Origin of the sequence: Catenuloplanes sp. NPDC051500, assembly GCF_044454585.1 — a bacterium.
GTDB lineage: Bacteria > Actinomycetota > Actinomycetes > Mycobacteriales > Micromonosporaceae > Catenuloplanes.
This window is the reverse complement of sequence record NZ_JBITDX010000009.1, coordinates 1-26,905: the sequence shown is the minus strand read 5'-3', so window position 1 is coordinate 26,905 and position 26,905 is coordinate 1. Positions and strand designations below refer to the sequence as shown.

General features: G+C 71.5%; 23 protein-coding genes and 1 pseudogene. 16 read left to right on the top strand and 8 right to left on the bottom strand.

Features of this window, described 5'->3' with window-relative positions; all coding sequences use genetic code 11:
• Positions 1-2: 2 nt before the first annotated feature.
• From ACIA8K_RS19415 to ACIA8K_RS19375, 9 genes are all read left to right on the top strand, one after another.
• A complete protein-coding gene (locus ACIA8K_RS19415; RefSeq protein ID WP_396060833.1) occupies positions 3-1,070 on the top strand; it encodes a LacI family DNA-binding transcriptional regulator in 1,068 nt (355 codons plus the stop codon).
• A 1-nt stretch (position 1,071) separates the two neighbouring features.
• Positions 1,072-1,281 carry a hypothetical protein gene (locus tag ACIA8K_RS19410; protein ID WP_396060830.1) on the top strand — a complete coding sequence of 70 codons (210 nt, stop codon included), beginning with the start codon at positions 1,072-1,074 and terminating at the stop codon, positions 1,279-1,281.
• A gap of 17 nt (positions 1,282-1,298) precedes the next feature.
• On the top strand, positions 1,299-2,243 hold the full coding sequence (locus ACIA8K_RS19405; protein WP_396060827.1) for a GNAT family N-acetyltransferase: 945 nt from the start codon (positions 1,299-1,301) through the stop codon (positions 2,241-2,243).
• Between the two features lie 11 nt (positions 2,244-2,254).
• Positions 2,255-3,727, top strand: coding sequence for a glycosyltransferase family 39 protein (locus tag ACIA8K_RS19400; protein ID WP_396060825.1), 1,473 nt, complete (start codon positions 2,255-2,257; stop codon positions 3,725-3,727).
• A gap of 278 nt (positions 3,728-4,005) precedes the next feature.
• A complete protein-coding gene (locus tag ACIA8K_RS19395) occupies positions 4,006-5,430 on the top strand; it encodes a family 2B encapsulin nanocompartment shell protein (protein WP_396060823.1) in 1,425 nt (474 codons plus the stop codon).
• Positions 5,430-6,848, top strand: a complete 1,419-nt coding sequence (locus tag ACIA8K_RS19390) for a family 2B encapsulin nanocompartment shell protein (RefSeq protein ID WP_396060821.1) — start codon at positions 5,430-5,432, stop codon at positions 6,846-6,848. The genes ACIA8K_RS19395 and ACIA8K_RS19390 overlap by 1 nt, the downstream gene beginning before the upstream one ends.
• Positions 6,845-7,906: a polyprenyl synthetase family protein gene (locus ACIA8K_RS19385; protein ID WP_396060819.1), complete on the top strand. Its 1,062-nt coding sequence runs from the start codon at positions 6,845-6,847 to the stop codon at positions 7,904-7,906. Before ACIA8K_RS19390 ends, ACIA8K_RS19385 begins: the two co-directional genes overlap by 4 nt.
• Before the next feature lie 21 nt (positions 7,907-7,927).
• On the top strand, positions 7,928-8,566 hold the full coding sequence (locus ACIA8K_RS19380) for a maleylpyruvate isomerase family mycothiol-dependent enzyme (protein WP_396060817.1): 639 nt from the start codon (positions 7,928-7,930) through the stop codon (positions 8,564-8,566).
• Positions 8,567-8,863: 297 nt separating this feature from the next.
• A complete protein-coding gene (locus ACIA8K_RS19375) occupies positions 8,864-9,559 on the top strand; it encodes a hypothetical protein (protein ID WP_396060814.1) in 696 nt (231 codons plus the stop codon).
• Between the two features lie 115 nt (positions 9,560-9,674).
• Here the strand turns inward: ACIA8K_RS19375 and ACIA8K_RS19370 are convergent, their stop codons facing one another.
• Entirely contained in the window at positions 9,675-12,419 is a 2,745-nt protein-coding gene (locus ACIA8K_RS19370) for a germacradienol/geosmin synthase (protein ID WP_396060812.1), read from the bottom strand.
• 318 nt (positions 12,420-12,737) lie between these two features.
• Between ACIA8K_RS19370 and ACIA8K_RS19365 the strand changes: the two genes are divergently transcribed.
• Positions 12,738-13,226: a peptidase inhibitor family I36 protein gene (locus tag ACIA8K_RS19365; RefSeq protein ID WP_396060809.1), complete on the top strand. Its 489-nt coding sequence runs from the start codon at positions 12,738-12,740 to the stop codon at positions 13,224-13,226.
• Between the two features lie 28 nt (positions 13,227-13,254).
• Complete coding sequence (locus ACIA8K_RS19360) at positions 13,255-14,142, top strand: hypothetical protein (RefSeq protein WP_396060807.1); 888 nt, start codon at positions 13,255-13,257, stop codon at positions 14,140-14,142.
• Between the two features lie 84 nt (positions 14,143-14,226).
• Here the strand turns inward: ACIA8K_RS19360 and ACIA8K_RS19355 are convergent, their stop codons facing one another.
• Complete coding sequence (locus tag ACIA8K_RS19355; RefSeq protein ID WP_396060805.1) at positions 14,227-15,150, bottom strand: hypothetical protein; 924 nt, start codon at positions 15,148-15,150, stop codon at positions 14,227-14,229.
• A gap of 165 nt (positions 15,151-15,315) precedes the next feature.
• On the opposite strand from ACIA8K_RS19355, the gene ACIA8K_RS19350 reads away from it, so the two are divergent.
• The 5 genes from ACIA8K_RS19350 (at position 15,316) to ACIA8K_RS19330 (ending at position 19,856) form a co-directional block, all read left to right on the top strand.
• Positions 15,316-15,975: a response regulator transcription factor gene (locus ACIA8K_RS19350; RefSeq protein ID WP_396060803.1), complete on the top strand. Its 660-nt coding sequence runs from the start codon at positions 15,316-15,318 to the stop codon at positions 15,973-15,975.
• Entirely contained in the window at positions 15,972-17,048 is a 1,077-nt protein-coding gene (locus ACIA8K_RS19345) for a sensor histidine kinase (RefSeq protein WP_396060799.1), read from the top strand. The genes ACIA8K_RS19350 and ACIA8K_RS19345 overlap by 4 nt, the downstream gene beginning before the upstream one ends.
• Positions 17,049-17,182: 134 nt before the next feature.
• Positions 17,183-18,124, top strand: a complete 942-nt coding sequence (locus ACIA8K_RS19340; protein WP_396060796.1) for a hypothetical protein — start codon at positions 17,183-17,185, stop codon at positions 18,122-18,124.
• Between the two features lie 217 nt (positions 18,125-18,341).
• Positions 18,342-19,577, top strand: coding sequence for a hypothetical protein (locus ACIA8K_RS19335; RefSeq protein ID WP_396060794.1), 1,236 nt, complete (start codon positions 18,342-18,344; stop codon positions 19,575-19,577).
• Positions 19,578-19,673: 96 nt separating this feature from the next.
• Positions 19,674-19,856 (top strand): hypothetical protein, encoded by a 183-nt coding sequence (locus ACIA8K_RS19330; RefSeq protein WP_396060792.1) that lies wholly within the window; start codon positions 19,674-19,676, stop codon positions 19,854-19,856.
• Between the two features lie 104 nt (positions 19,857-19,960).
• Here ACIA8K_RS19330 and ACIA8K_RS19325 read toward each other — a convergent pair whose 3' ends face one another.
• The 6 genes and pseudogenes from ACIA8K_RS19325 to ACIA8K_RS19300 form a co-directional block, all read right to left on the bottom strand.
• A complete protein-coding gene (locus ACIA8K_RS19325; protein ID WP_396060790.1) occupies positions 19,961-20,875 on the bottom strand; it encodes a lytic polysaccharide monooxygenase in 915 nt (304 codons plus the stop codon).
• Positions 20,876-20,933: 58 nt separating this feature from the next.
• Positions 20,934-22,499 carry a Na+/H+ antiporter gene (locus ACIA8K_RS19320; protein WP_396060788.1) on the bottom strand — a complete coding sequence of 522 codons (1,566 nt, stop codon included), beginning with the start codon at positions 22,497-22,499 and terminating at the stop codon, positions 20,934-20,936.
• Between the two features lie 26 nt (positions 22,500-22,525).
• Entirely contained in the window at positions 22,526-23,176 is a 651-nt protein-coding gene (locus tag ACIA8K_RS19315; RefSeq protein WP_396060786.1) for a response regulator, read from the bottom strand.
• Positions 23,177-23,758: 582 nt separating this feature from the next.
• Positions 23,759-25,723, bottom strand: a complete 1,965-nt coding sequence (locus ACIA8K_RS19310; protein WP_396060783.1) for a histidine kinase — start codon at positions 25,721-25,723, stop codon at positions 23,759-23,761.
• Between the two features lie 35 nt (positions 25,724-25,758).
• Positions 25,759-26,256 carry a hypothetical protein gene (locus ACIA8K_RS19305; protein ID WP_396060781.1) on the bottom strand — a complete coding sequence of 166 codons (498 nt, stop codon included), beginning with the start codon at positions 26,254-26,256 and terminating at the stop codon, positions 25,759-25,761.
• A 458-nt stretch (positions 26,257-26,714) separates the two neighbouring features.
• Positions 26,715-26,905 (bottom strand): annotated as a pseudogene (locus ACIA8K_RS19300) (AAA family ATPase); the annotation flags it as partial.

Genomic DNA, 26,905 nt, shown 5'->3' with positions numbered 1-26,905 from the left:
GCGTGAAACCGACGCTGCAGACCGTGGCGGACGCGGTGGGCGTGTCCCGCAGCACCGTCTCGAACGCGTACGGCCGGCCGGACCAGCTCTCCCCTGACCTGCGCGAGCGCATCCTCACCGCGGCCCGCGAGCTGGGCTACTCAGGTCCGAACCCGACCGCGCGGAGCCTGCGCCGGGGCCGGGCCGGTGCGATCGGCGTGCTCTTCACCGACGTGCTCTCCTACGCGTTCCGGGACCCGTTCGCCGTGCGCTTCCTGCAAGGACTGTCGCTCGCGGCGGAACGGCACGAGACCGGCCTGCTGCTCATCCCGGTCCCGGACGATCCGGACGCCGCACGGGCCGCCGTGCGCAACGCGGCGGTGGACGGCTTCTGCGTGTTCTGCGTGGCCGAGGGCCATCCGGCGCGACAGGCGATCCTCGAGCGCGGGCTGCCGGTGGTCGGCACCGAGCTGCTCTCCTCCGATCCGGAGATGCTTGCCGCCGGGATCGACGAGGCGGCCGCGACCCGCGCGGCCGGCCTGCACCTGACCGCGCTCGGCCACCACCGGGTCGCGATCGTCGCGGATCTGCTGCACCCCGCGACGAGCCCACGGAACGCCGTGGTCCGCGAGCCGGAGGACGTGTCCTATCTGGGCGACGGCGAGCGGCTGCGCGGCTACCAGCAGGCCTGGCGGAAGGCGGACCTGGACTGGGACGAGGTGACAATCATCAACGTGCGCGGCAACAGCCGGGAGTCCGGTCTGGAGGGTGCCGCCCGGGCGTTCGACAGGCGGGACCGCCCGACCGCACTGATCGCGTTCAGCGACGTGATCGCGCTCGGCGCCATGGACGCGTTGCGCGCCCGGGGCCTGCGCCCGGGCCGGGACGTGTCGGTCACCGGGTTCGACGACATCCCGCAGGCGGCCGAGGCGGGCCTGACCACGGTCCGCCAGCCGGCCACCGAGAAGGGCCGCATCGCGGGTGAGCTGCTGCTCGACCCGCCGGCTACCGCGGAGGGGCGCCGCGTGGCGCTCCCCACCGAGCTCATCGTCCGGGCCAGCACCGGCCCGGCAACCGACGGGAGGAACTGACATGCAGACCACCGACGCCCTCGGCATGAACATGGCGATGAAGGCGATGATGCACGAGGTCACGTCCGCACAGCCCGGCGCCCCGATCCGGCCCGGCCGGCCCCCTCGTGCGCGAGTGGCCGGGGCCCGCCGCGTCGTCGCGCGTGTGCTTCACTCCGTGGCCGACCGCGTCGAGCCCCGGGTAAATGCCGGGACGTGCGCCACCGCCTGAGGCTACGGTCTGGTTTCATGAAGGACCTTTCGCCACGGTACGGCGTGCGCCGCCCGGTCCCGGCGGACGCGGAGACCATCCACGCGGTGATCGCGGCCGGTCAGCGGGCCACGATCGGGCGGCTCGACTACACGCTCGAGGACGTACGCGACGAGTTGCGCTCGCCGGACGGCGACCTGAGCACGGACGCGTGGCTGGTCTTCGACGGTGACGAGCCGGTCGGCTGGGGCTGGGCCTGGCCGGGGGGCGACAGCGGGACTGTCGACGTCGACGTGTTCACCCGGGACACGGCCGTCGCCGACTGGCTCTGGGACACGGTCCGGCGGCGGGCCGTGGAGATCGGGCACGAGCGCGGCTGGCCGACGGTGACCGTGGACGCGGGCGTGTACCGGGAAGACACCGCGGCCGCGGCCCGGCTCGCCGGGTACGGGTTCGAGGTCGCCACCGTCTACCAGCGGCTGCGCATCGACCACGCCGGGCCGGTGGCGTTCCCGGCCCCGCCGCCCGGGTTCGCGGTCCGGTCCGGCGCCGGGCCGGAGCAGGCCCGGCGGGACGCGCACGCGCTCCGCGAGGCCGCGTTCCACGATCACTTCGGGCACGTGCGGCGCGAGTTCGGCGAGTGGGCGGCCAATCTGGAGTCCGGGAGCGTGCACGACTGGTCGTTCCTGACAGTGCTCTACACGGACGCGGGCGAGCCGGCCGGCCTGTCGCTGCGCTCCACCCAGTTCGCGCCGGACGAGAAGTGCGGCTACCTGCGGCTGCTCGGCGTGCATCCCGCGTTTCAGGGCCGGGGCCTGGGACGATGGCTGCTGCGCCACGCGTTCGCGGAGGACGCCCGGGACGGCTACGCCGGCACGATCCTGCACGTGGACACGGACCCGCGCCGGCCCGCACTGGGTCTGTACCTCTCCGAGGGCATGCGCGCCGTCGTGATCATCGACGCCTGGCGGCGTGTCATGTAAAGGAAGCGGCTGTGCGGCACCTCGACCTCGTCAGACGATGTGCCCCGAGCCTCGTGCCCGGCGTGCTGCTGCTGGTCACCGCGTTGATCAGCATCACCGGGCCCGGCTTCAGCTGGGACGAGGTGGCCACCGCGGACATCGCCGGGCGCACGCCGCCGGAGATCTGGCGCCTGATGCGGCACATCGACGCGGTCCTGGGGCCGTACTACCTGGCCATGCACGCCTGGACCGCGCTGGCCGGCACGTCGGAGACCGCGCTGCGCCTGCCCCAGGTGATCGCGATGGCGCTCGCCGCGGCGCTCACCGGTGAGCTTGGCCGCCGCCTGTTCTCGCCGCTCACCGGCCTGACCGCCGGCCTGATCCTGGTAGTCATCCCGAACAGCTTCAGGTACGCGGCCGAGGCCCGTCCGTACGCGTTCAGCGTCCTCTTCTCCGCGCTCTCTCTACTGCTGCTGCACACCGCGCTGCGCCGGCCGAGGTGGTGGCGGTGGGCGCTCTACGGCCTGTCCGTCCTGCTGCTCGGCCTCAGCCACCTCGTCGGCGTCTCGATCCTGGCCGCCCACGCGCTGATCGTCCTGCGGCGCGACAGGCGGCTTCTGCGGGCGTGGGCCCCGGCCGCCGCGATCGTCGTCGCGCTGCTCGCCCCGCTGGCCTCGCTCGGCGCCGGCCAGCAGTCCGGGCAGGTCGCCTGGATCAGGCCGCTCTCGGTGGCCGTGCTGCGCCGCTCCCCCGCCGAGCTGATCGGTTCCAGCGCCGTGGCCTGGCTCCTGATCGTCCTCGTCGTGCTCGTCGTCGCCCGCTTCGCACTGCTCGACCTCGTCGCCCTCTGCGTCGTGCCGATGGCCGCGCTGGCGGGGTACTCGCTGCTCGTCGGCCCGCTGTGGGTGCCGCGCTACCTGCTGGTCGTGCTGCCGCCAATGGCCCTGCTGGCCGCCGCCGCGATCGTCCCCGGCGCGCGGCCGCCTGTGGCATCGGAGCAACAGTGGCCGGCTGCGGCGTCGTGGACCAGGGCGCGGCCCTTGGCGCAGGTCGCGTTGGTGCTGGTCGTGTTCGTCGCCGCGGCGTGGCCCGGGCAGCGGGAGCAGCGGGCGGATCTCGCCAAGAACGGGTCCGACTACCGGGCGCTGACCCGGCTGATCCAGGAGCGGGACCAGGCCGGGGACGTCATCCTCTACCAGGACGGCAACCGCGCGCTGCGGGCCGGCGTCGACTTCTACTACCGGGGCGATCCGGGGCGGCCCGTCGATCTGCTGCTCCGCCGGACCGCGGGGCAGGTCGCCGGGCTGATCGCGGACGAGTACCCCGATGTGGCGGGCCGTCTGGACGGGGTGGAGCGGGTGTGGCTGGTGGTCGCGTCCACCGGGGCCGAGGATCCGCTTGTGCACAAGCCGCGCGTCGCGCCGGTGCTGCGTGCCGGGTTCCGGCGTGCCGGGCTGTTCAGGGTGCACGGCGCCACCGTGGCGTTCTACCGGCGCCGGGCGTAGTCGGCAGGGTGTCCGCTCCGCGGCGGGGTGCACCGCCGCGGCGTCGCGCCACCCGGGCGTACCGCTGAAGCCTCTTGATTTGGATGTTTTATGAACAAAGGGTGCAGTTCGGCGTTTCGTGGCGCCCGTTTTAAGGGATCTTGCATATTTTTGTCATCGCGGGACGCTCGGGCGCCGGAATGGTGCGGCGGGTGCTGTTCCCGTGTCTCTCGAAGGCTCGCCGTGCCGTCCGGCGCGGTACGGGCCGCAGAGAATTCAGATCGATCGGAGCAACGCGCGTGACTCTTCTGGACACGGTAGGAACCCGGCCCGCTGAGAACGGCGACCAGCCGCAACGGCAGAGCCTGGGGCCGGCTGCGGCCCGGAATCTGGCCACCACGACCAAGACCGCGCCCCAGATGCAGGGGATCACGTCGCGGTGGCTGCTGAAGCTGCTGCCCTGGGTGCAGGTCTCCGGCGGCGTGTACCGGGTCAACCGGCGACTCAGCCTGGCGATCGGCGACGGGCGGGTGACGTTCACGACGACCGGCTCGCAGGTGACTGTGGTGCCGCTGGAGTTGACCGAACTGCCGCCGCTGCGCGGGTTCACCGACGCGGGCGCGCTGCAGGCGCTTGCGGAGCGGTTCCAGCAGAAGGAGTACGGCCCGGGCGAGATCATCGTGACCGAGGGCCAGACCGCGGACCGCGTCTACCTGATCGCGCACGGCAAGGTCAACAAGATCGGCGCCGGCGAGTACGGCGACCAGACCGTGCTCGGCCTGATGGCGGACGGCGACTACTTCGGCGAGCAGGTGCTTACTGGTACGCCGGGCCGCTGGCAGTACACCATCAAGACGATCACCTCGTGCACCGTGCTGGAGCTGCCCACGCAGGCGATGCAGCAGCTCAACGGCCAGGCGGAGCCGCTTCGTGCGCACATCCAGCGGATGTCGCAGAAGACCGGGCGGCCGCAGAACAAGCACGGCGAGGCCGCGATCGAGCTGGCGTCCGGCCACGAGGGTGAGCCCGCGCTGCCCGCCACTTACGTGGACTACGAGGCGTCGCCGCGCGAGTACGAGCTGAGCGTGGCGCAGACCGTGCTGCGCGTGCACAGCCGGGTGGCGGACCTCTACAACGAGCCGATGGACCAGGTGGAGCAGCAGCTCCGGCTGACCATCGAGGCGCTGCGCGAGCGCCAGGAGCACGAGATGGTCAACAACCCGGACTTCGGGCTGCTGCACAACGCGGACCTGAAGCAGCGCATCTACACCCGGTCCGGCCCGCCGACGCCTGACGACATGGACGAGCTGCTGGCGCTGGTCTGGAAGGACCCGACGTTCTTCCTGGCGCACCCGCGCACGATCGCGGCGTTCGGCCGGGAGTGCAGCAAGCGTGGCGTCTACCCGTCGTCGATCGACGTGGCCGGGCACCAGGTGCCGGCCTGGCGCGGCATCCCGATCTTCCCGTCCAACAAGATCGGCGTCACCGGCCGGCGGACCAGCTCGATCATGCTGATGCGCGCGGGCGAGGACAAGCAGGGCGTGGTCGGCCTGCACCAGACCGGCATCCCGGACGAGTACCAGCCGGGCCTGAACGTGCGGTTCATGGGCATCACGGAGCAGGCGATCATCCAGTACCTGGTGAGCGCGTACTACTCCGCGGCCGTTCTGGTGCCGGACGCGCTGGCCGTGCTTGAGAACGTCGAGCTCGGGCGTGAGGACTGATGACCGCGGTTCTGGATCCGGTCGAGGAGGAGCGGCGGCAGTCGCTCGGGCCGGCCGCGGCGAAGAAGCTCGCCACCACCACGAAGACGAGGCCGCAGAACGCGGCCGACTCGCCGCGCTGGCTGCTGCGGATGCTGCCGTGGGTGCCAGTGAAGGGCGGCGCGTTCCGGGTCAACAGGCGTGCGCGCTACCAGGCCGGGGACGGGCGGTTGCGGTTCGTCAACGACGGGGCCGCGGTGCGGGTGGTGCCGGGCTCGCTGCGGGAGATCCCGGTGCTGTCGGGCTTTCCGGACCTGGCGGGGCTGGCCCGGCTTGCGGACCGGTTCACCCAGCGGGAGTACGTCCCGGGCGCGGTGATCGCAACTGCCGGTGATCCGGTCGACCAGCTGGTGTTGATCGCGCACGGCAAGGCGTCACGCCTGCAGTCCGGCGAGTACGGCGACACGGTGCGGCTGGGCATGATCGCGGACGGGGACCATGTGGGCGGCGAGGTGCTGACCTCGACGCTGCTGGTGCCGGTCGCGACGCATCCGCACACGGTGCGCGCGGAGACCGCGTGCACGGTGCTGACGCTGTCCGCGGACGCGTTGCGCGCGCTCGACGGGTCGCTCCGGTCCGATTTAATTGGATATTTGCGGAATTGGGTAGCGGAGTCGAAGGCGGTGCCGCGCAACGCGTTCGGCGAGTCGGACATCACGCTCACCAGCGGCCACGACGGCGAGCCGCCCATCCCGGGCACGTTCGTCGACTACGAGCTCACACCGCGGGAGTACGAGCTCAGCCTCGCGCAGACGGTCCTGCGGGTGCACACGCGCGTCGCCGACCTCTACAACCAGCCGATGAACCAGGCCGAGGAGCAGCTGCGGATCACCATCACCGCACTTCGTGAGCGGCAGGAGGACGAACTGGTCAACAACCCGGACTTCGGCCTGCTGCACAACGCGGACCTGACCCAGCGCATCCCGACCCGGTCCGGGCCGCCGGCCCCGGACGACCTGGACGACCTGATCTCGCGCCGCCGCAAGACGAAGGTCATCCTGGCGCACCCACGCGCCATCGCCGCGATCGGCCGGGAGATCAACTCTCGCGGGCTCACGCCACCCACGGTCACTGTCGAGGGGGTGCGGGCGCCGTCCTGGCGCGGCGTCCCGATCCTGCCCTGCGACAAGATCCCGGTCACCGCGGCCGGCACCACGTCGCTCATCGCGATGCGGCTCGGAGCCGAGGACCAGGGCGTGGTCGGGCTGATCCCGAAGGCGCTCCCGCACGAGACCGAGCCGGGCCTCAACGTCCGGTACATGGGCGTCGGCGCGAACGCGATCACGTCGTACCTGGTCAGCAACTACTTCTCGGCAGCGGTGCTGACCCCGGACGCGCTCGGCATTCTCGAACACGTCGAGATCGGCACGAGCTCATGACCACCCTTTCCACGGTACGGGGCTCCGCCGGGTCAGCCGGCGCGGCGGAGCCCGCGGGCCGGACGCCCACCGAGGGCCGGACGCTCGCCGAGTCCGCGTTACGGGAAGCGGTAGCCGCCCTGCCGCCGTCCACGGCGCTGCCGAGCGGCTACCACTTCGGCTGGTGGGACGCGGCCGGGCAGCCGTCCGCCGGGAACGCCGGCAAGGCGCTACGGCCCGCGTTCGCGCTGGCCGCGGCCGCCTCGATGGGCGGGGACCGGGCCGCGGCCGTACCCGGTGCGGTCGCGGTCGAGTTGGTGCACAACTTCTCGCTGATGCACGACGACGTGATGGACGGCGACGCCACCCGGCGGCACCGGCCCACGGTCTGGGCGGTCTACGGCATCGACACCGCGATCCTCGCCGGGGACGCGCTGCTTGCCGCCGCGATCGAGGCGCTGGCCGGATCCGGGCACCCGGCGATGGTCCCGGCGATCCGGCGGCTGTGCGCGGCCGTCCAGGCGCTGATCGACGGGCAGGCCGCCGACCTGCGCTTCGAGCAGACCACGTCGGTACGGCTGGAGGACGCGCTGGCGATGGCGTCCGACAAGACCGGCGCGCTGCTCGGCGCGTCCTGCGCGGTCGGCGCGCTGCTCGGCGGCGCCACCGCCGAACGGGCCGCGTCGATGGACCGCTTCGGCTCCCTCGTCGGGCTCGCGTTCCAGCTCGTCGACGACCTGCTCGGCATCTGGGGCGACCCACAGGTCACCGGCAAGCCGAACCACTCCGACCTGCGCAGCCGGAAGAAGTCGCTGCCGGTGCTGGCCGCGCTCACCTCCGGCACGCCGGCCGGCCGTGAGCTGGTCACGTTCTACGAACGGGAGTCCGCGTTCACCGACGCGGAGCTGGTCCGGGTGGCCGCGCTGATCGACGAGGCCGGAGGCCGGGCCTGGTGCATCGCGCACCGGGACGCGCTGCTGCACCAGGCCTCGGAGGCGCTGGCCGCGGCGTCACCCACGCCGGAGGGCGCGGCCGAGTTGACGGAACTCGCACGGGTCGCCACGCACCGTGCGTACTGATCTCCGGCTATCCTCTGCGGCATGTCCTCTGCGGAGCAGTTGCTCGAGGCTCGCCTGACGGCGCTCGGCGAGCTGTGGGCGGTGTGGGCGGCGCACGGACACGATCTGGACGCCGCCCGCTGGACCCGCCCGACCCGGCTGGAAGGCTGGGACGTCAAGGCCCTCTTCGCCCACCTCGCCGCGTGGCCGCACGGCTTCGCGCAGATGCTGAGCCTGGTCCGGGACGACGAGCCTACCCACGACTCCGCCACCTCCCTGCTCCGCGACCTGAACCGCCCGCGCGGCCTGGCCGCGCTCCAAGCCCCGCGCGTCGCCAAGGGCGCCCGCGAGGCCGCCCTGCAGCACACGCCCGAGCAGCTCACCGAGGCGTTCGCCGCAATCGGGCCCGCCGCGATCGACGAAGCGCACCGGCTCGGGCCGGTCGTGGTCGAGTACTTCGGCATCGCCCGGCTTTCCCTTGCCGAGGCGGCCGGGATCGGCGTGGTCGAATCAACTGTGCACCTGCTCGACCTGCAGCGGGCGCTCGGCCGGGAGCCGTCAGTGCCCGAGTCCGGCCTGACGCAGACCGCGGAGATCCTGGCCGCGATCCCGTCCCCGGTCGCGTTCATCGAGGCCGCCACCGGCCGTGGCGCCGGGGCCTTCTTCCCCCTTGTCTCCTGACCGCTTCCGATCGTCTGATAGGGGCGTTCGGTTGTCTGGTAGGGGCGCTCGGTCGTCTCGTCGGGGCTTTCGGGCCTTCTGGCTGGCGCAGACGCTCTCCGTCGCCGGCGACTCGGCCCGGCGTGGCTCGAGGCGGGTTCGGCCCGGCCTAACGCGCCGCCGGCGAGGCTCGCTCGCCTGCGCCCGGCCAGCCCTCACCGCTGTGTGACCGATCGTGCCGGTGGCGTGGCAAAACGCTGGCTCTGTGTGTGATCGGGCCGCCATGATGGCCTCACAGACATACGGGGGTCGATCTTCATGAGCCTGCAGGACACCGGACACCCGGCGCACGCGTTCCGGCGGATCCTCGCCACCCGCACCCGGTGGTGGATCCTCGCGATCACGCTGCTGCTCGGCGTGCTGACCGCGGTCGCGGTGGCCGCCGCGCCGCCCTCCGACGAGCGGACGCTGGCGATCATCGCCTATCCGACGCACATGGTCATGTCCGTGACGCTGCCGTTCCTGGGCGTGCTGCTCGGCCGCGACCTGCTGTCCGATCCCGCGGCCCCGATCGCACCGGCGCTAAGGGCGGCCATGGCGGTCGCGCTTGGCGTGGCGACCCTCGGCGACCTGGTGATCGTGGCCGCGCTGGCCGCCACCGGCTCCGACGTGCCGGGCGCCTGGGACCACGCCGGTCTCATCATGCTCGGCGGCCTCCTCATGCAGCCGGTGGCGACCCTGACCGGCACCGGCCTGGGCGTGCTGATCAGGCCGGCCTGGGTCGCCTGCCTCGCCACAATCGTGATCCCGCTGGGAGTGTGGGCTCTGCTCGGGTTCGCCGGACCGCTCGCGGCCGTCCGGGAGTGGGTGACCCCGTTCCCGGTCGCCGGCACGCTCATCTCCGGCGAGGTGGACGCGGCGGACTGGGCGCGGTACCTGGTGGTCGCGCTGATCTGGGGCGTAGGGCTGAACGGGCTGGCGGCCCTCCGCGTCCGCGCACACCGATCCGGTTAGCGCACCACGACCCGGGCATCACGCGGCTCAGCCCACCACGGCCCGGGGCATCACGCGGCTCAGCCCACCACGGCCCGGGCGTCACGCGGCACCGTGACGCCCGGACCACCGACCACTAGTGGGAGGCGGGGGTGCGCGCGAACAGCCGGGCGGCGCTGTTTCCGAACCCGGCCGGGCCGGGCAGCGTCATCGTCAGCGCCGGGGCGGCCGGAGCGGAGGCGCCACCGACAGCGGGAACGATCGACGGCACGGACCCGCCGGAGTCCACCGGCACCCGGGACGCTCCACCGAGGGCGGACACCCCGGACGCGCCCGGCGACCCGGGTGCGCCCGGCACCGCAGATGCACCCGGCAACACGGACGCACCCGGCAACGCGGACACATGGGAGGTGGCGTGAGGTGTGGAGACCCCGGAGGCGCCCGACGGCAGGGGCACGCCGGAGGAGGGCAGCCGAGACGCACCGGCCTGTGCTTGCGAGCCGGAAGCCCCGGCCCACGGAGCCATGCCCGAGATCCCGCTCAGCGCAGGCACTCCAGCAAGCGCAGGCACACCGGCGAGCGCAGGCACACCAGCAAGCGCTGTCACACCGGCAAGCGCAGGCACAGCCGGGGCACCCGATGTACCGGCCGGCAACGGCTCGCGCCGCTCCTTCACGGCCGCCCGGCCGGGCACGCCGACCGGCCCGGGGAGGCGGGACGCGCGCGGCGTGGCCACCGGAACCAGATTGCGGGGCGAGTGCGGGAGTTTGTGCAGGTCCTTCTCGTCGTACCGTTCCGTTCCGCGGTGCCAGGCGAGGATGCCGGCCATCCAGTCGCGCAGCTCGTCCACGTACCCCCGGAGCTTTTGCACTGCTTCGGGGGACAGCGCGAAATCGGTGCACAGGATCGGGAGTTCGTCGGCCGCGATCCGTTCGAACTGCTGGAGTCGTGCGGCCATCAGTTCGGCCGCCACCTGCATCGCCTCCGCGGGCGTGATCTCCAGGAAGCGCTGAATGACGAGCACCCCGTTGTTCAGCTCCCCCTCGAACTCGATCTCCTTGCGGTAGGAGAAGACGTCGTTCATCAGGCAGGCGTAGTCGGCGGCCGAATTGTCCAGGCCGCGCATGGTGCGGGTGCGGTAGATCTCCGGCGGGAGCAGGTCACCGTGCGCGATCCGGGACAGGCTCATGGTCAGCTCGGAGCCGAACGTGCGGCGGCGCATCTCCACATAGTCGACCGGGTCGGGCACCCGGTGCTGGAGGTGGTTCTGCAGCTCCCAGAGCCAGCTGTCCAGCATGTCCGACACCGCGCGGCGGAACTGCGTGCGCTGGTCCGCGTTCATGGGCGAGGCGGTGCGGGTCCAGAGGTCCGCGAGCCCGGCCTCCAGCGGGTGCGCCGGCGCCGGCACACCCGCGAGGTCCTCGATCGGCATGAACTGCTTGAGCCGCGTGATGTGCGCCTTCGCCGCCGCGTAGTCGCGGGACCTGTTGAAGACCAGCGGGAAGTAATCGTCCGCATAGGTGCCCCAGGCCAGCCAGTACGAGGAGAGGTCAAGCTGCTCCGGCGACGCGTTCGGGGCGATGTGCGCGGCGCAGAGCGCGAAGTCGAAGCCGCGCAGCAGCTCCTCGTTCCACACCGGCGGGCCGGGCACGCCGACGGCCGGCGCGAAGTATCCCTGGTCCCGGCACCAGGCGACGGTCGCCTCCCGGGCGCGCTGCAGGTGCGGGCTGGTCCGCAACGGATAGGGCATGAGGAAGTCGGGTCTCGGCAGCTCGCCGACCGGCTGGAAGTGCGTGTGCGTGAGCTGCTTCAGCCGCCCGGCCCCGACCGCACCCGCGCCCGGCTGCGCGGTGAAGCGCCGCGTCGCCGACATCCCGAGCCCCGGGTGCGACCCTTTGTTCATGTACCGGCTGGACCGCAGGTGCCATTCGTGCCCGCCGGACTGCCAGTCCTGCAGGCCCTTCGCGTACCGCGCCACCGCCAGCGCCTCGTCCGGCGACAGCCCGTGCTCGGCGGCGATCATCGCCACCTCGGTCAGCGCCGTGTTCTCGAACTGCTGCACGCGCGAGGTGAGCAGGTCGTTGACCGCGTCCGCCGCGTCCTGCGGGGTGATCCCGAAGAAGCGCTCGAAGACCAGGACGCCGTTGTTGACCTCGCCCTCGGTCTCCGTCTCCCGCTGGTAGGAGAAGATGTCGTTGCGCAGGTGGACCGCGTCGGAGAACGTGTCCTTGAGGACCCGCAGCGGCCGGGTCAGCGCCACCCGGGCCGGCAGCTCGGCGGCGACCGCGTGCTCCACCAGGTCCGCGGACCAGGGCGCGCCACCGACCTTGCGGCGCATCTCGACGTACTCGATCGGGTTGGCCAGCCGCCCGTCGCTGATGTTGGACAGCTCCCAGACGCACTCCACGAGCAGGTGTTCGGTGCTCTCCCGGAACCGTGTCTGCCACGCCTCGGACATCGCCGGCACGGTCCGCCGCCACAGATCGGCCAGGCCCGCCTCGATCGCGTTCGTCGGCTCCGGCATCGCGGACAGGTCGCCGATCGGCATGAACGCGGGGAGCCGGTCCAGGTAGGCCTTGGCCCCCGCCTGGTCACGCGTCTTCTTGTACAGCTCCAGGAAGTGGTCGTCGAAGAAGAAGACCCACACGTACCAGTCGGTGATCAGGTCCAGCTCCGGCCCGTCCGAGTCCGGATGCGTGTAGGCGCAGAGCAGCGCATAGTCGTGGTTGTCGAAGTCGGCCTCGTCCCAGATGCCGGATCCCTCGATCATCTCCATCTCGCGCGCCCATGCCTTCGAGTGCACGCGTGCGCCTTCGAGGTGCGGATTGAGCCTGGCCGGGTGCGGCACGTAGAACTCGGGGAGGGTGAACGGCTGGCTCACGCTGCTTCGGCCTTTCCTGACTACCTCGTTGACGCCCCCATCTCACCCTTTCGTCCGGTTTTAGGGGCAAAAAACCACCAAATTCGCTCTTTGGGGGTACGCCGAGCGCCCGCACACTCGGGCCCAATAACACACGATCGTCGATCCAGCCGCCCGCCAGAACGGCTTACAGCAATAGATTTCCCTCTTTCGATGCTGATCGAAACTCCGTGTAGTCGATCTTCGATGGTTGAAACGATCTATCTCGAAAGCGATGACGGCCCAGCCAGCGGTTCCTGGCACGGGGGTCCGCATCTCCGCACGGAGAGAGGAAACACCATGTCCCTGTTCGGCAAGGTCGGCCCCGCACGCCTGTTCGTGGTGGGCGCGGCGACGATGCTCGCGTTCGCCTTCAGCGGCGCCTCTGCGGCCTCCGCCGCGGTGTCCGAGAAGTCCGCCCCGGCGGCCGAGAGCGCGGCGGTCGTCGCGCAGTCCGCCCCGGTCACCACGCTGGCCGCGCCGGCCAACTGCGGTGCCACCTACCTGTGCTTCTGGAACAACACGAACTACAGCGACGGCCCGGGCAAGGTCAGCGGCAGCAACACGAACTGGGGCAACTTCAGCCACTCCTCCTGCCCGGACGGCACCTGGAGCGACTGCGCCTCGTCCATCTACAACAACGGCACCAGCTGCGTCGCGCACGTCTACTACTACGAGAACTACGGGGCGCCGGTGCTGAACGTCTCGCGCGGCAGCGGCTACGCCAGCCTCGGCACGATCAGCGGCTACGACTGGAACAACAACATCCGGTCGAACAACTGGTGCTGACCGCCCACTGACCCGGAGAGGACGCGACATGCCCAGACCATTCACCTTCCGGTACGCGCGTGTCGCCGTCCTGGTCATGCTCCTCGCCGGCTGCGCACCGCAGCCGGCGAGGACTCCGGCCGGCCCCGCGCTCACCGCGGGCGCAGGCGACCTGATCAGCCGTACCGGCACCTACTACCAGGACCAGGACCTGCTGCAACGCACCGAGAACCGGCTCGCCGACGGCTGCCTGGCCGCGGCCGGATTCACGGTCGACACCACCCGTCCGGGCAGCGCCGACGAGGAGTGGCGGCCCGTGCTCGCCGAGCGGCAGGCCGGCGGCTACCGTCTGCGCGCCTCCCAGGAGGCGGAGGCCGAGAGTCCGGCCGGGCGCTACGTCAGGGCACTCCCCGCGGAGCGCCAGGACCAGTTCCTGGCCGCGATGAACGGTGACGCCCAGCAGGCGATCACGCTTCGCGACGGCCAGCAGTTCACGTTCCCGAGCACCGGGTGCCTGGCGGAAGCCCGGACCACTGTCTTCGGGGACCCGGCGCAGGCCGCCCGGATCGACTACCTGGCGCAGAACTACCACAACACTGCCTACCTGGCGGCGATCGCGCAGCCGGCCTACCGGACCGCGCTGACCGCCTGGTCCGCGTGCATGCGGGCCGAGGGGCACGACTTCGCCAGCCCGAGCGCGGCCAAGCAGAGCCTCGCGGCCGAGTACCCGCCCGACGCCCCGGCGACCGCTTCGCCGCACGAGATCGCGGTCGCGGTCGCGGACGCCGGGTGCGCGACACGGGCCGGCGTCCCGGGCACGGTCGAGTCGCTGCTGCGCGACCACGCCGCAGGCCTGGACGAGACGGGCATCGCGGAACTCAACGCGCTCGCAGACCTCCGCGCCCAGGCGGTCGCCCGGGCCGGAACGCTCTCCTGAGGGCGCCACACTGTCGGGGACCGGCGGGTGGCCGCGGTCACGGGTGCGCGCGGCAGGCTCCTCAGGTCGGCAGACGGCCCGCCGTCAGGAGTCCGCAGGCGGCACGCTCTCCAAGGCGGTGGGCGGCCACCGCGGGAGGCGGAATGTGCCAAGCGCGCCCGCGACGATTAACAGCGGCCCGGCCAGCAGCAGCGCCGCCCGGAACGTAGCGCCCGGCCCGGCCCACCCCGGGGCCGTCGAGACAGCGCTGGCGCTGCTGATCCGGAGGCCTGGCTGCAGGAACGCGTTGCCGCGCGCCACGGTCGCCTCCGCGGCCGCCCGGGTGTCCTCCATCGACTCCCAGGCGCCCAGCAGGTGGATCACCACCGCACCGAGACCGGCCGCGAGCAGCACGCCGGCCACCCCGACCGGGAAACCGCGCCGGCCCGCCGCGCGGAGCAGCAGGAACACCGCGATCGCGAACCCGGCCGCGAGCGACAGCGCGAAGCGCACCGGCCCGCCGAAGAGCAGCGGCAGCGTGGGCAGCGGCACCCACAGCGAGAACATCACGGCGACGCCCACCACAAGCATCATCGCCAGGCCCGCGGTGAGGAACCCGCCGCGCCGGTCCCGGGGAAGTGTGAGGATGCCGAGCAGGAACGCGGCCGCCGCCACCGCCAGCGCGATCGCGACCGCCCGGGCCGAGGAGGCCAGCGGGACGGCGCGCTCGGCATAGGCGGCGAGGATCCGGTCCGGCGCAGACCCGGCGGGAAACGAATCCGGCTGCGGCTGCCACCCCGCGACGATCGCCACCGCGACCGCGAGCAGTCCGCCGCAGAGCAGCGCCCGCGCCCGCCCCGACACGCCGCCCGGCGCCCCGGACGGCGCGGTGATCACGTACCCGGCGAGCAGCGCCAGCGCGAACGCGCCGGCCGCCACCGGGACCGGGCCGTCTGTGCCGAGCGCCGCACCACCGACGTGGATCACGCAGGCCACCGCGAACAGCGCCACCGCGCCCCGAAACATCACCCGCAGACCCTAGCCTGTGTCGATGTGGTGGCCGACTGTGGCGAGGCCCAGCCACCGCCTGGCAGATCGGCACAGGCTCTGATGCCCGCCGTCTTTATCTCCGGCTTATCCCCGCATCTGCCATCATGCAAGACGCTGGTTCACGGGTGACGGGGAGTGACGACGGTGCGGGTTCTGGTTGCCGACGACGAGCGGCTGCTCGCCGACACCGTGGCGCTCGGGCTGCGCCGGGAGGCGATGGCGGTCGACGTCTGTTACGACGGGAACGGCGCGCACGAGCGCCTCTCGGTCAACCGCTACGACGTGGCCGTGCTGGACCGGGACATGCCGGGGCAGACCGGCGACGACCTGTGCCGCTGGGCCGCCACGAACCGCCCGGAGACGCGCCTGCTGCTGCTCACGGCCGCGGCCGGCGTCTACGACCGGGTCGCGGGCCTGGGACTTGGCGCGGACGACTACCTGACGAAGCCGTTCGCGTTCGCGGAGCTGGTGGCGCGGGTGCGTGCGCTGGGGAGGCGCACCGCGCCCGCGCTGCCACCGGTGCTCGAGCAGGACGGGATCGTTGTCGACGTGGCCGCGCGCACCGCGTCCCGGGACGGCCGGCCGCTGCATCTGACCACGAAGGAGTTCGGCCTGCTGCACGCGCTGATGCGGGCCCGCGGACAGACAGTCACCACGGAGGACCTGCTGGAACAGGTCTGGGACGAGCACACCGACCCGTTCACGAACGTGATCCGGGTGACGGTGATGACGCTTCGCCGCAAGCTCGGCGAGCCGGCGATCGTGCACACGGTTCCGCGCGCCGGGTACCGGGTCGGCGCGTGAACGTCCGGGCCCGCCTCGCGCTGGTCCTCGCCGGGCTTCTGCTGGTGACGGTCAGCGTCGAGCAGAACTGGTACCGGCTGCCGACCGCGTTCTACGGCCTGGACCAGAGCTGCCTCAGCCAGGCGTACTGGAACATGGAGTACCGCGACGTCACCCAGCTCTGCGCGCAGGCCCAGCGGTTCCTGCCGATCACGACGTTCGGGCCGCTCGTCGGGATGCTGGTGCTGACCGCGGCCCTGTTCCCGCTGCTCGCCCGCTGGGTGCTGGCGCCGCTGCGCGCGATGGTCCCGGTGATCTCCCAGATGGGCCCGCAGAACCTCGGCCACCGGGTACGCCCGGCGCGCCGCCGCCGCGACGAGGTGGCGAAGCTCGGCCGCGCGCTCGACACCATGCTCGACCGGATCGGCGCCGGCTACGAGGCGCAGCGCCGGTTCGCCGCGAACGCGTCGCACGAGCTGCGCACCCCGCTTGCGCTGCAGCGCACGCTGATCGAGGTGGGCATGGCCGTGCCGCTCACGCCGGAGCAGTCCGCGCTGCTGGCCAGCCAGCTGCTTGCCGCGAACGCGCGCAACGAGCGGCTGATCGAGGGCCTGCTGGTGCTCAGCCAGGCAGATCAAGGGCTGGCCGGGCGCCGGCCGGAACGGCTGGACGCGATCGCGGACGAGGTGGTCACCGCGCACGCAGTCCCGGCCGCGGACCGGTCGGTCACGCTGGTCCGGTCGCTGGCACCGCGCACCGTACCCGGTGATGATGTGTTGTTGGAGCAGTTGGTCCGCAATCTGGTGCACAACGCGATCCTGTACAACTCGCCGGGCGGCACCGTGCATGTGGAGGTCGGTGACGAGCCCGCGCTGACCGTGACGAACACCGGCCCGCCGGTCCCGCCCGCCGAGGTGGGCCGCCTGTTCGAGCCGTTCACCAGGCTTGCCACCGACCGGATCGATCACGGCGGCGGCAGCGGCCTCGGCCTGGCCATCGCGCGCTCGATCGTGGCCGCGCACGACGGCACGATAACGGCCGAGCCCGGCCCGGCCGGCGGTCTCCGTATTACGGTCCTGTTTCCACAGCCGTAGGAATCGCCACAAAGACTGAACGCTTGAACCTTCCTCGCCCGAAGGCCGTATCTCGCTTCGGATGGGTTCTGGGACTTTCTGCCCGGTGACGACACCGGCCGGCACCGCGCCCGGCCGAGGAGGAGGCGTTTCGCGTGTCGAGCAGAGCAGTCGTGGCCGTGAGGCCAAGCTGGTCACTGCGGGTCGGTGCCGCGCTCGCCGGAGTGGCCGGTGGCATCGTCCTGGCGGCCTCGCCCGCCCACGCCGAACCCGGCCAGGTCAGTCTGCGGGTCTCCGGCGACCTGGCCACCGACAACGTGCCGCGTGAGGCGGTGCTGCAGGTGACCCGCACGGACCGTAACTGCGTGCGGGTGAAGACGTTGATGACCGTGCAGATGTCCGGCCTGCAACGCGACGAGATCGAGATCGCGGTCAACGAGAACGGCACCTGGATCCCGCTGAACACGGTGCAGCTCACCGACGACGCGGTCTCCAGCGCCCCGGTCGTGCCGGCGAACGCCCAGCTCTGCCAGGAGCAGCGCATCCAGGTCCGGTACCGGGTCACGTTCACCGGTGACGCGCCGGACGGGCGCGTCGACTTCATCGGCGAGGCGTTCAACAGCGCCAACGCGGACCGGCTGGACCGCACGGTGGAGACCCGGCAGGTGTTGCAGGGCACCGGCAACAACCGCGCGGCGGACGACGAAGACGACGATTCCCCGCAGAAGAACCCCGGCACAGTAGACGAGGACGACACCGTTGGATCCGACAGCAGCCCCGACGATGAGGAAACTGCCGAAGCCGGCGCCGCGGCGGAGGACGACGACACCGACGCACCGGCCGCCGAGCAGGGAAACCAAGCGGCCGGGGTCGACCTCACCACCGCGGCGGGCCAGACCACGTTCTTCAACGGCCTCGGCCCGCTGATCATCGTGGTCGGCGTCGGCATGACCGGCATCGGTGGCGCACTGCTTGTCACGGTCATGCGCGGGACCAGGAACGACCCCACCGCGGCCGAGGACGACGACGGTTTCACGCCGCCCTCCCGCGGTCGTGGACGCCGTGGCCCGCTGCTGGCCCCGACGTTGCGCCGCTGACAAAGACACGTCAAAGGCCTGCGGGGGTACGCGTACCCCCGCAGGCCTTTTCGTCTGTGAAAATCGGGCGGCCCGTGGATGAGCCGGAATGGGTACGACGTTCGGCCGTCATTCCCGCAGGACGTTGTCCCAGCGTAGGAGCCGATGCCACAGTGAGATGCCGGACGGGGGCCCGCGCCGGGCGCCCGCGGCGTCAAGCTCACGCGGAGGCACACCGATGGTGGCGAGATCCACTGCGCGGCACATCCCGGCGAGTCCGGTCCGGTTCGCCTGCGGCCGCCCGGTGCTCTACCCGGTGGCCGTGACCGACCTGCCAGCCCCGCTCCGCGCCACCCCCGGCGCCCGCTTCGTCGGCGCGATGTTCCCGTTCGGGCTGCCCGCCACCCGGCGCGGTGAGCGGTACGCCGCGGCCTGGCTCCGCGTCGACCTGCGACATCCGGACACGTCCCGCGTCGTCGCGCTCTCGGTCTACGCGGACGCGGGCGAGTTCGGCGTCTCCCCGGACGGCTGCTCCACGCCGCTCGCCTGGCGGGCGCTGCGGGCCGCATCCGGCCTGGTCCGGCGGGAGACGCCGGTCGCGGCCGTCGACGGCGCCGGGAGCCCACGCTTCGGCTGGCGCTTCACCGACCGGCGGGCCACCCCGGACCTGCCGCGTGAGCTGGCCGGCCACGCGCTGCTGGAGATCGCGCCGGACGTGTCCACGCTTCTCGGCTTCCTGACCGCGGAGGCGGACCTGTCTGGCGCCACACTGCGCCGGGTGGGGACGCGCAAGCCGCTCGCCTTCTCCGTCCCGGTGCCGGACGCCCCCGGCCCCTCGCCCGCCACCCGGCTCTGGCTGGCCGCGGCCGCCGGCGACCCGGCCACCGATCCGGAGGGCGTGACGGTCGCGGAGGTACTGGCGGCGGCTGGTATCGGGGGGCGGCATCGGCTGGGCGCGGGGCGTTTCGCGCTGCTACCGCCGGAGGTGGAGGTGCCGGCACTGGTGTCGGCGTTGACGGCGGCGGTGGCGGGGCGGGCGGCACAGGCACAGGCGGACGGAGTGCGGCTACGGTTCGCGCTGCACCGGACACTGTCGGAGCAGCACGGGGATGAGCAGCACGGCGGTCAGCAGCACGGCGATGACCAGCACGGCGGTGACCAGCATGGCGGTCAGCAGCACGGCGCGCCGGAAGCGCTGCCGGACGGTGGTCGGGCCTGTCGGTACACGGTGGATCAACTGCCGGCCGACGAGCGGGCCGTGACCGGCGCGCTGGAGGCGTTGCTTGAGGCGGCGGCCGTGCGGGCGGCGTTGGATGAGCATCGGGATGCCGCGTTCGCGCTTGTGGTACCGGATGCGTTGTTCCGGGACACGGTCGCGGGCGGGGACGGGCCGCCGGATCCGGCCGCGTTCCGGAGAATCACCGCGGGCGGGCACGCCTGGCTCTATCTGCGGCGTCCCGGCCTGCCCGGGTGAACGGCCGGAAAAATTGATCGCGTGTCCGGCTGCGTTTCCGCGGTCGTGGGGTTTGGATGGAGCCAGGACATGCATCCCGGCACCTGAGGAGCTTCGATGGTCGATCACCGGAACAACCGCGAAGAAGCGCTCCGCATCATCGAGGAGGCGTCCGCCAACCCGGCCGGCGACCGGCTCATCGCCGAAGCGCAGGTACGCGCGCTGCTGGCCATCGCGGACGAGGTCCGCAGCCTCCGTGAGGCGATCACCGGCGCCCCCGCCACTCCCCCGCCCGCCTGAGCCGTCACTCCGCCGATCCTGACCGGTCAGTTCACCTCGTGCCTGACCGGTCAGTTCACATGGCCTGAGCGCTCGATCAGTTTCCGAGCCTCGGGTCCGCCGCGTCAGCCCGCCGTGGACCGGCGGGTGCGGCGGCGCACGAGCAACGTGACAGCGACCGCGGCCAGCAGCACCATCAGCCCGGCCGCGACAAGCGTGAACATCAGCGGCGTCCCGGTTCCGGACCGCGAGGCGACCAGGTTTGTGGGCGGGGCGGTCTCGCTCTCCACCGCGGCCGGCCCGCCGGCGCTCGGCGAAGCACTCGGCTCCGCTGCGCTCGACTCCGCCGGACTCGACCCGGCCGGACTCGGCGACGGCGCGCTCGGGGACGGCTTCGCGGCCTCCGCCGCGGGGGACGGCTTCGCGGGCGCCTCGAAGATCACGTCCGAGCAGGAGTAGTACGTGTCCGGCCCGGTGTTCTCCCACACCGTGTAGATCAGGTGATGGCCGGTCAGGTCCGCGGGCAGCGTCACCCTCATCGCGTACGACCCGTTGCGGAACGGCGGGTCGGTCACCGCGAAGAACGGCTTCGCCTCCAGGTCGTCCCAGGTCAGCGGCGCCCCCGGGTCGTAGCCTGCCCGCGTCACGTACATCCGGAACTCGCCCGGATGCGCGATCGTCCCCCGGTACGTGGATGTGATCGTCGCGCCCGGCTTGAGGGTGGTCGACGGCCAGTCCTCGCGCGGCAGGTCCAGCCCCTTGTAGGCGGGCAGCCCGCCGCTGCACAGCTCGCCGTCCGGCACCACCTGGCGGTCCCGTCCTGCCACGCCCGCGACCCGCAGGTTGTCCCACGCGGCGAACCCGGCCGCGCGGGCCGCCTCACACGCGGCGGAACCCCGGGCGCCGCCGCCTTCCGGACCGCAGGCGGCCGAGCGACTAAGCGGGTTCGTGGGCGCGCCGTGCGCGAACGCGGGCACGGGCACCGCGACCAGTGCGCTCACGGCAGCGATAAGCGCGGCGATCCGGCGTCCAGCAGACATGGAACGGCCCTTCCTCAGGCATTGTGTGCTGAGGTACGGCCGCGACCCCCGCCAGGGTTCAATCCCCGTCGTTCGAGCCGCGGTTGGCCAGGCGCAGTTCCTCGATGTCGAGCCGCAGCTGCAGACGGCGGAGCACGATGTCGTCGATCCGGCGGTCGTCGCGCAGACCGACCACGATCATCCGCTTGTACTGGACCATCTCCAGCCGCAGCGCGTCCAGCGCGTCCGCGTCGCCGTTGTCAGTCGCCTCGATGTGGCTCAGATGCTGCTCGTACTCCAGTCGTAGCCGCTCCGCGACAATTGCCGGGATCCGCATCCGCTCCGCGACCTCCGGCAGCGCCTCGATCGCGGCGCGGGTCGCCTCCCGCTCGGCCAGGTGCGTCTCCTCCTCGACCTCGGTGTCCTCCGGCAGCCGCGCCCACCGCACGACCGCCGGCAACGCCAGGCCGCCGACCACGAGCGTGACCGCGATGACGCCCGACGTCACGAAGATGATCAGCTCGCGGTCCGGGAACGGCTCCCCCGAGCGCAGCGCGACCGGCACCGCGAGCGCCGCCGCCATCGACACCGCGCCCCGGAAGCCGGCCACCGACATCACCACCCGGGAGCGGGCGGTGGACCGGCGCTCCCGCTGGCTGGGCCGGCGATCAACGGCCCTCAGCAGGTAGGGCAGCGTGAAGCTCCACAGGAAGCGCACGCCGACCACGCCCGCGCTGATCACGCCGACCGCGATCAGCGCCTCCGCCAGGCCGCCCGCCGGCAGATCCCGTACCGAGGCGGTGATCTGCAGTCCGACAAGCACGAACAGCGCGCCGTTGAGCGCGAACGTGGACAGTTGCCAGAACGCGAACGCCTGCTGCCGGGTGTCCGCCCGCATCACCCGCGGCCCGACCTGGCTCATCACCAGCCCGGCGACCACCACCGCGAGCACACCTGACGCGTCGAACAGCTCCGCGAGCAGGAACGAGGTGAACGGGGTCAGCAGCGACACCAGGTTCTCGTGCATCGGCCGGTCCAGGTGCGCGCGGATCCACAGTCCGGCACCGGCGACCACCAGGCCGACCAGGACACCGCCGACGTACGAGACCGCGAACAGGAAACCGATGTGCGGCAGGCTCAGCGTCTCCTCGCCGATGGTCAGTGCCACCGCCACGCCGTAGAGCACCAGCGCCGTACCATCGTTGATCAGGCTTTCTGCTCTCAGCACCGTCATTGTGCGGCGGGGCAGCGCCCGCGCGAGCACACCGACGGCTGTCGCGTCAGTCGGTGCCAGCGCCGCGCCAAGCACCCACGCGGGACCCCAGGCCAGGCCGATCTCGTGCGCGATCCAGGCCACGCCGCCTGCCGTCGCGACCACGAGCACCGTGCTCATCAGCAGCACGACGCGAAGCATGTACCGGATCTCGCGCAGCGACGTGGTCAGGCTCTCCACGTAGAGCAGCGCGGGCAGGAACAGCAGCAGCATCACGTCCGGCGGCAGCCGCACCTCGTGGAACGCCGGCACCAGCCCGATCAGCGCGCCCGCACCGAGCAGCAGCACCGGCGGCGCCACCCGCAGCCGCCCCGCGATCGCATTGCACAACAGCACCGTGGCGCCGAGCACCACGACGATCTCCAGCGCCATCCGGCCGTCCTTGTGTCGTGCGTCAGCTAATGCGCGGGAGCCATACCCACATCGCGGGCGCGCAGCACCGCCTGAGTCCGATCGGTGACCCCGATCTTCGCAAAAACGGCCGTGAGCTGGTTGCGGATCGTCTTCTCACTGACCGTGAGATGCCTGGCGATCTCCGCGTTCGCCTCGCCGGTCAGCAGGTGTCCCATGATCTCCCGCTCCCGCGGCGTCAGCTTGTCGAACGGCGCCGGAAGCGGTTTCGTCCGCCCCACGCCCGACAGCACGCTCGCCGTGACCGAAGGCCCGAGAACAACCCCACCATTGCCGGCGGTACGGAGTGCGTCTATCACCACGTCCGGATCATCATCTTTGACGACGAAGCCGGCCGCGCCCGCCTGCAGCGCATTGATCACGACATCCTCGTCGTCAGTCATGGTGAGCATGACGATCCGCGCCGCAGGCCTGGCGGCAAGGATCTTCCGGGTGGCCTCGATGCCGTCCCCGTCCGGGAGCGCGAAGTCCATCGCGACGACGTCCGCCTGGCCGGCGACCGCTTCCCGCACCGCGTCCGCGACTGTGGACGCCTCGAGAACCTCGGACACCCAGTCCTCGTTCTCGAGCATCGCGCGCAAGCCACGCCTCACCACGGGGTGGTCGTCCACCACGAGCACCCGTTTCATCTGGGCCATGCGCGCCGCCTTCGATACTCCGGGCTTTCTTCCCGTGCGGCGGCCCCCTACCGACCTGCCTCCACCAAGCAGAAGACGATAGTGCGCATCCCTACACCCCTTCCACCGCCCCCTCCATCCCTGACCTGCAGCTCCCCCAAACATCGTTTTCCCACTCGATCCCCCCGCCCACACCCACCAAGCCGCCAGCTGCCCTTTCACCCTTTTATGTCATCTTGCAGACACCCCAAAATTCGTGAAAGCGTTACCGGACAGGGGTTCCAGGCAAGGCCAGGTCTGCACTCGACCCCGCCAATCCCCGGACCACAACGTGACGCAACCGCACCTGCGACGCAGCCACGAACAGCACTCGCTCTCCACCCTCGGCTCACAACACCCGACTGCGCTCCGCTATAACCCCTGCACAGCGGCTACACCAAGCCTAAAAAGCAGACTGCCGCCGCCCCACTAAACGTGCCCACCGAGGGTGTCGGGGCATGGCGCCTTACGTAGGGATCAAGCCTGACCGCCCGAAGTAAGGCGCCATGCCCCGACACCCCACCCAGCGCAACCCACAAGACCAAGCCCGAAAGCAGCGAACCCCTACCCCAAGCCAACAATCGGAAGCCGCACCCGCACCGCCGCCCCATGCGGAACAGCCGACGTCACAACACACTCCCCACCAAGCTCCTCAGCCCGCTCACGCATCGACTGAAGCCCAACCCCCGCCCGCCCCGTATCAGACGTCGGCAACCCCACCCCATCGTCAATGACTTCGAGGTCAAGCGTCCCGCTACGCGTGACCGAGACGCGGCAGTGCCGGGCGCGGGCGTGGCGGGCGACGTTGTTGAGGGATTCGGAGACGATGCGGTAGGCGGCTACTTCGACGGCGGCGGGGAGCCCGGTGAGGTCTCCGTCGGCTTCGAAGGAGATGTCGAGGTCGTCGCTGTTGAAGCGCTGGCATTCGGCACGGAGTGCTTCGCCGAGGCCGCGGTCGAGGGCCGGTGGCCGGAGCGCGGTGACGAGGGAGCGGACCTCCGCGGTGCAGATCTGCAGGTCGCCGGTGAGGCCGTCGAGGATGTCGGTGACCTTGGAGGGTCCGGAGAGTTTGCGGGCGGCGCGGATCTGCATGGCGATGCCGGTGAGGGCGGGGCCGACGCCGTCGTGGAGGTCGCGGCGGAGGCGGCGGCGTTCTTCTTCGCGGGCCATGACGAGGCGTTCGCGGGACTGGCGGAGGTCCTGGATGAGGCGGGTGGCTTCGGCGGCCATGGCGGCGTTGAGGGCGACGTCGGCGAGGAGGCGGCGTTCGCGGGCGGTGAAGTGGCTGCCGGGGCTGCGGCGGCCGACGAGGAGGCGGCCGACCTCTTTGCCGTGGGTCTGCATGGCGAACGTTTCGAGGTGGTTGCTGCGCTCGCCGTGTTCGGCGACGATGCGGGTGCCGTCGGCGTCGGTGAGTGCGACGGCGACGTAGGGCAGGCGGAGGCTTTCGGCGACGGCGCTGGTGAGGCGTGGGAGCACGTCGCCGTATTCGGCGGTGTGCCGGAGCAGGTCGAGAAGCACGCCGATCACCTTGTACGGGTTGGCGCGGTCGCCGTAGAGGAGCTGGTCGACGCTCTGCTGGACGCGGCGGCGGACGGGTTCGAAGCCGACCGCGATGAGGCCGGTGGCGAGCAGGGACGCGTTTGTGGAGTTGTCGTCGCCGACCAGGACCGTGCGGAGCGCGGTGACCACGACGACGAACGTGACGAGCACGAGCAGGGTCATGACGAGCCACACGGTGGTGCGGTTGACGGTGCGGTCGAGGCCGTAGAGCCGGTAGCGCAGGATGGCGACGGCCATGGCGATCGGCACCGCGACCGCGATGAGCGGGAACGCGAGCGCGAAGCCGAATTTGGCGTCGAGGCCGATACCGATGGCCATCAGCACCGAGGCCGGGATGAGGCAGGCGAGCTGGCGGCGTGTGTCCCCCTCGGCCACACGCCACCGCGCCCAGAGTGATGCGACGATCGCGATGCCGAGCGCCAGCGTGATGCCGACGCCGAGGAGCGCGACCAGGAGTGAGGCACGTCCGAGGGTGCTGAATTCGGGCGTGTCCTCGATCAGGAAGGCGTAGGGCCGGTCCGCTGCGGTGCCGGCGAGTCCCAGGGTGGCGACGAGCACCGAGACGGCGAGGGCCCAGGCGACCGGGCGCCACCGGGGGGACGGCAGTTTGCCGTCCGGGAAGAGCAGCAGCGCGAAGAGGACCAGGCCAAACGGCGGCCACCACAGCCATTTGCTGATCCAGACGGTGAGCACGGTGCCGGTCCAGGAACCGGCGAGCACGGAGATCGCGGCGCTGAGCCCGCCGGCCGTCATCAGGAGGCCGACGCGGTGCCGTGGCGCGCCGGTGAGCACCAGCATGCCGGCGGCGGTGAACGCGACCGCGATGGCCGCGTTCAGACCGGTGAAGTCCAGCATGTACGGGTTGTCGCTGACCAGCTGGCCGATGACCGCGAACACCGCGATGACGAAGGTGGCCGCGGCTATGGCGCCGCTCGGAGTCCCGAGCCAACCACGGGTCCTGGGCATCGTGACTCCTATGCAGATGGTGTGGTGGATTGTTCTTACCAGCTGTGGCAGAGCAGCATGTGCAGTGCGCTGCCCTGGGTCATCATGACCAGGGACCGGACCGCGGGCGGCTCGGTGAGCGCCCCGAAGTTCGGCTCGAGCTCGTCGGCGATCTCGGTGAGCGTCTTGCCTGCGGTGGTGGGCAGCTGGGCGATGGTGGTCTGCGGGTTGAAGCCGGCCTCGGTGAAGTCGTCCGCGTGCTCCAGGATCATCGCCTTGGTCTTGTCGATGACCGCGGTGATGCGGGCGTGGACGCCGGCCGGGTCGGCGGCGTCGCCGCTCTCGATCAGGTCGACGAGGGCCCAGTCGCGGCCGAACGCGGGGAGCAGCCGCTTGCCGTTGACGTTGAAGAACTCGATGGTGTTGGCGACTGTGGGCTCGTGGCCGACGCCCATGTCGGTCTCGGCGAGCAGGGTCTTCACGTCGCGGTAGACGTGGACCCACTTGTTGTCGGCGGCGACCGCGAAGATCGCGTGCAGGGACTCTGTGGACATCCGGATCTCCCTTATCCAATGCGGATGTGAAGGCGTCGCTTGTGTTCGCGCCCATCCTGCACACCGCTGTCGACCCGGATCCATGGGACGGATGTCCCGAGGCGGTAGGAGGTTTCGGTGGCCTGGCACACCGCTCGGGCAGCGGAAATGGCCGAAGCTCCCGGGGCGGCGGGACACCAGCCCGCATCGGGCGGGACATCCCGGCGGCCATTGTCTTCTTCAGGACAGCGGCGCGGGGTGAACGCGCCGGCCGGGACAACCCACAGAACGGAAGCCGACGATGTACGCGACGAGCCTGCACCACACGACGTGCTCGTACCTCGATTGCGGCGGATATGCGACATCTCGCCGCTATCTCGGGCCGGGCTGACCGCAGCTTTATTGCACCGGGGGGTGCGCGAAGGCCCCCACCCTCGGGGGGAGGGTGGGGGCCTTCGTCGGTGTCTTGCCTGGTCTTGCTACTCCTCGGTGGACGCGGCCGTGCCGAGGTCGGCCGGGATCGCGTCCGGCACCTCGGCCGGCTTCTCCGACGAGCGGAAGACAAGCTTCGACTCGTCGATGTTGTCCGGGTCGCCTTCGCAGTCGACGACGATGATGTGGCCGGGGCGCAGCTCGTTGAAGAGGATGCGCTCGGACAGGTTGTCCTCGA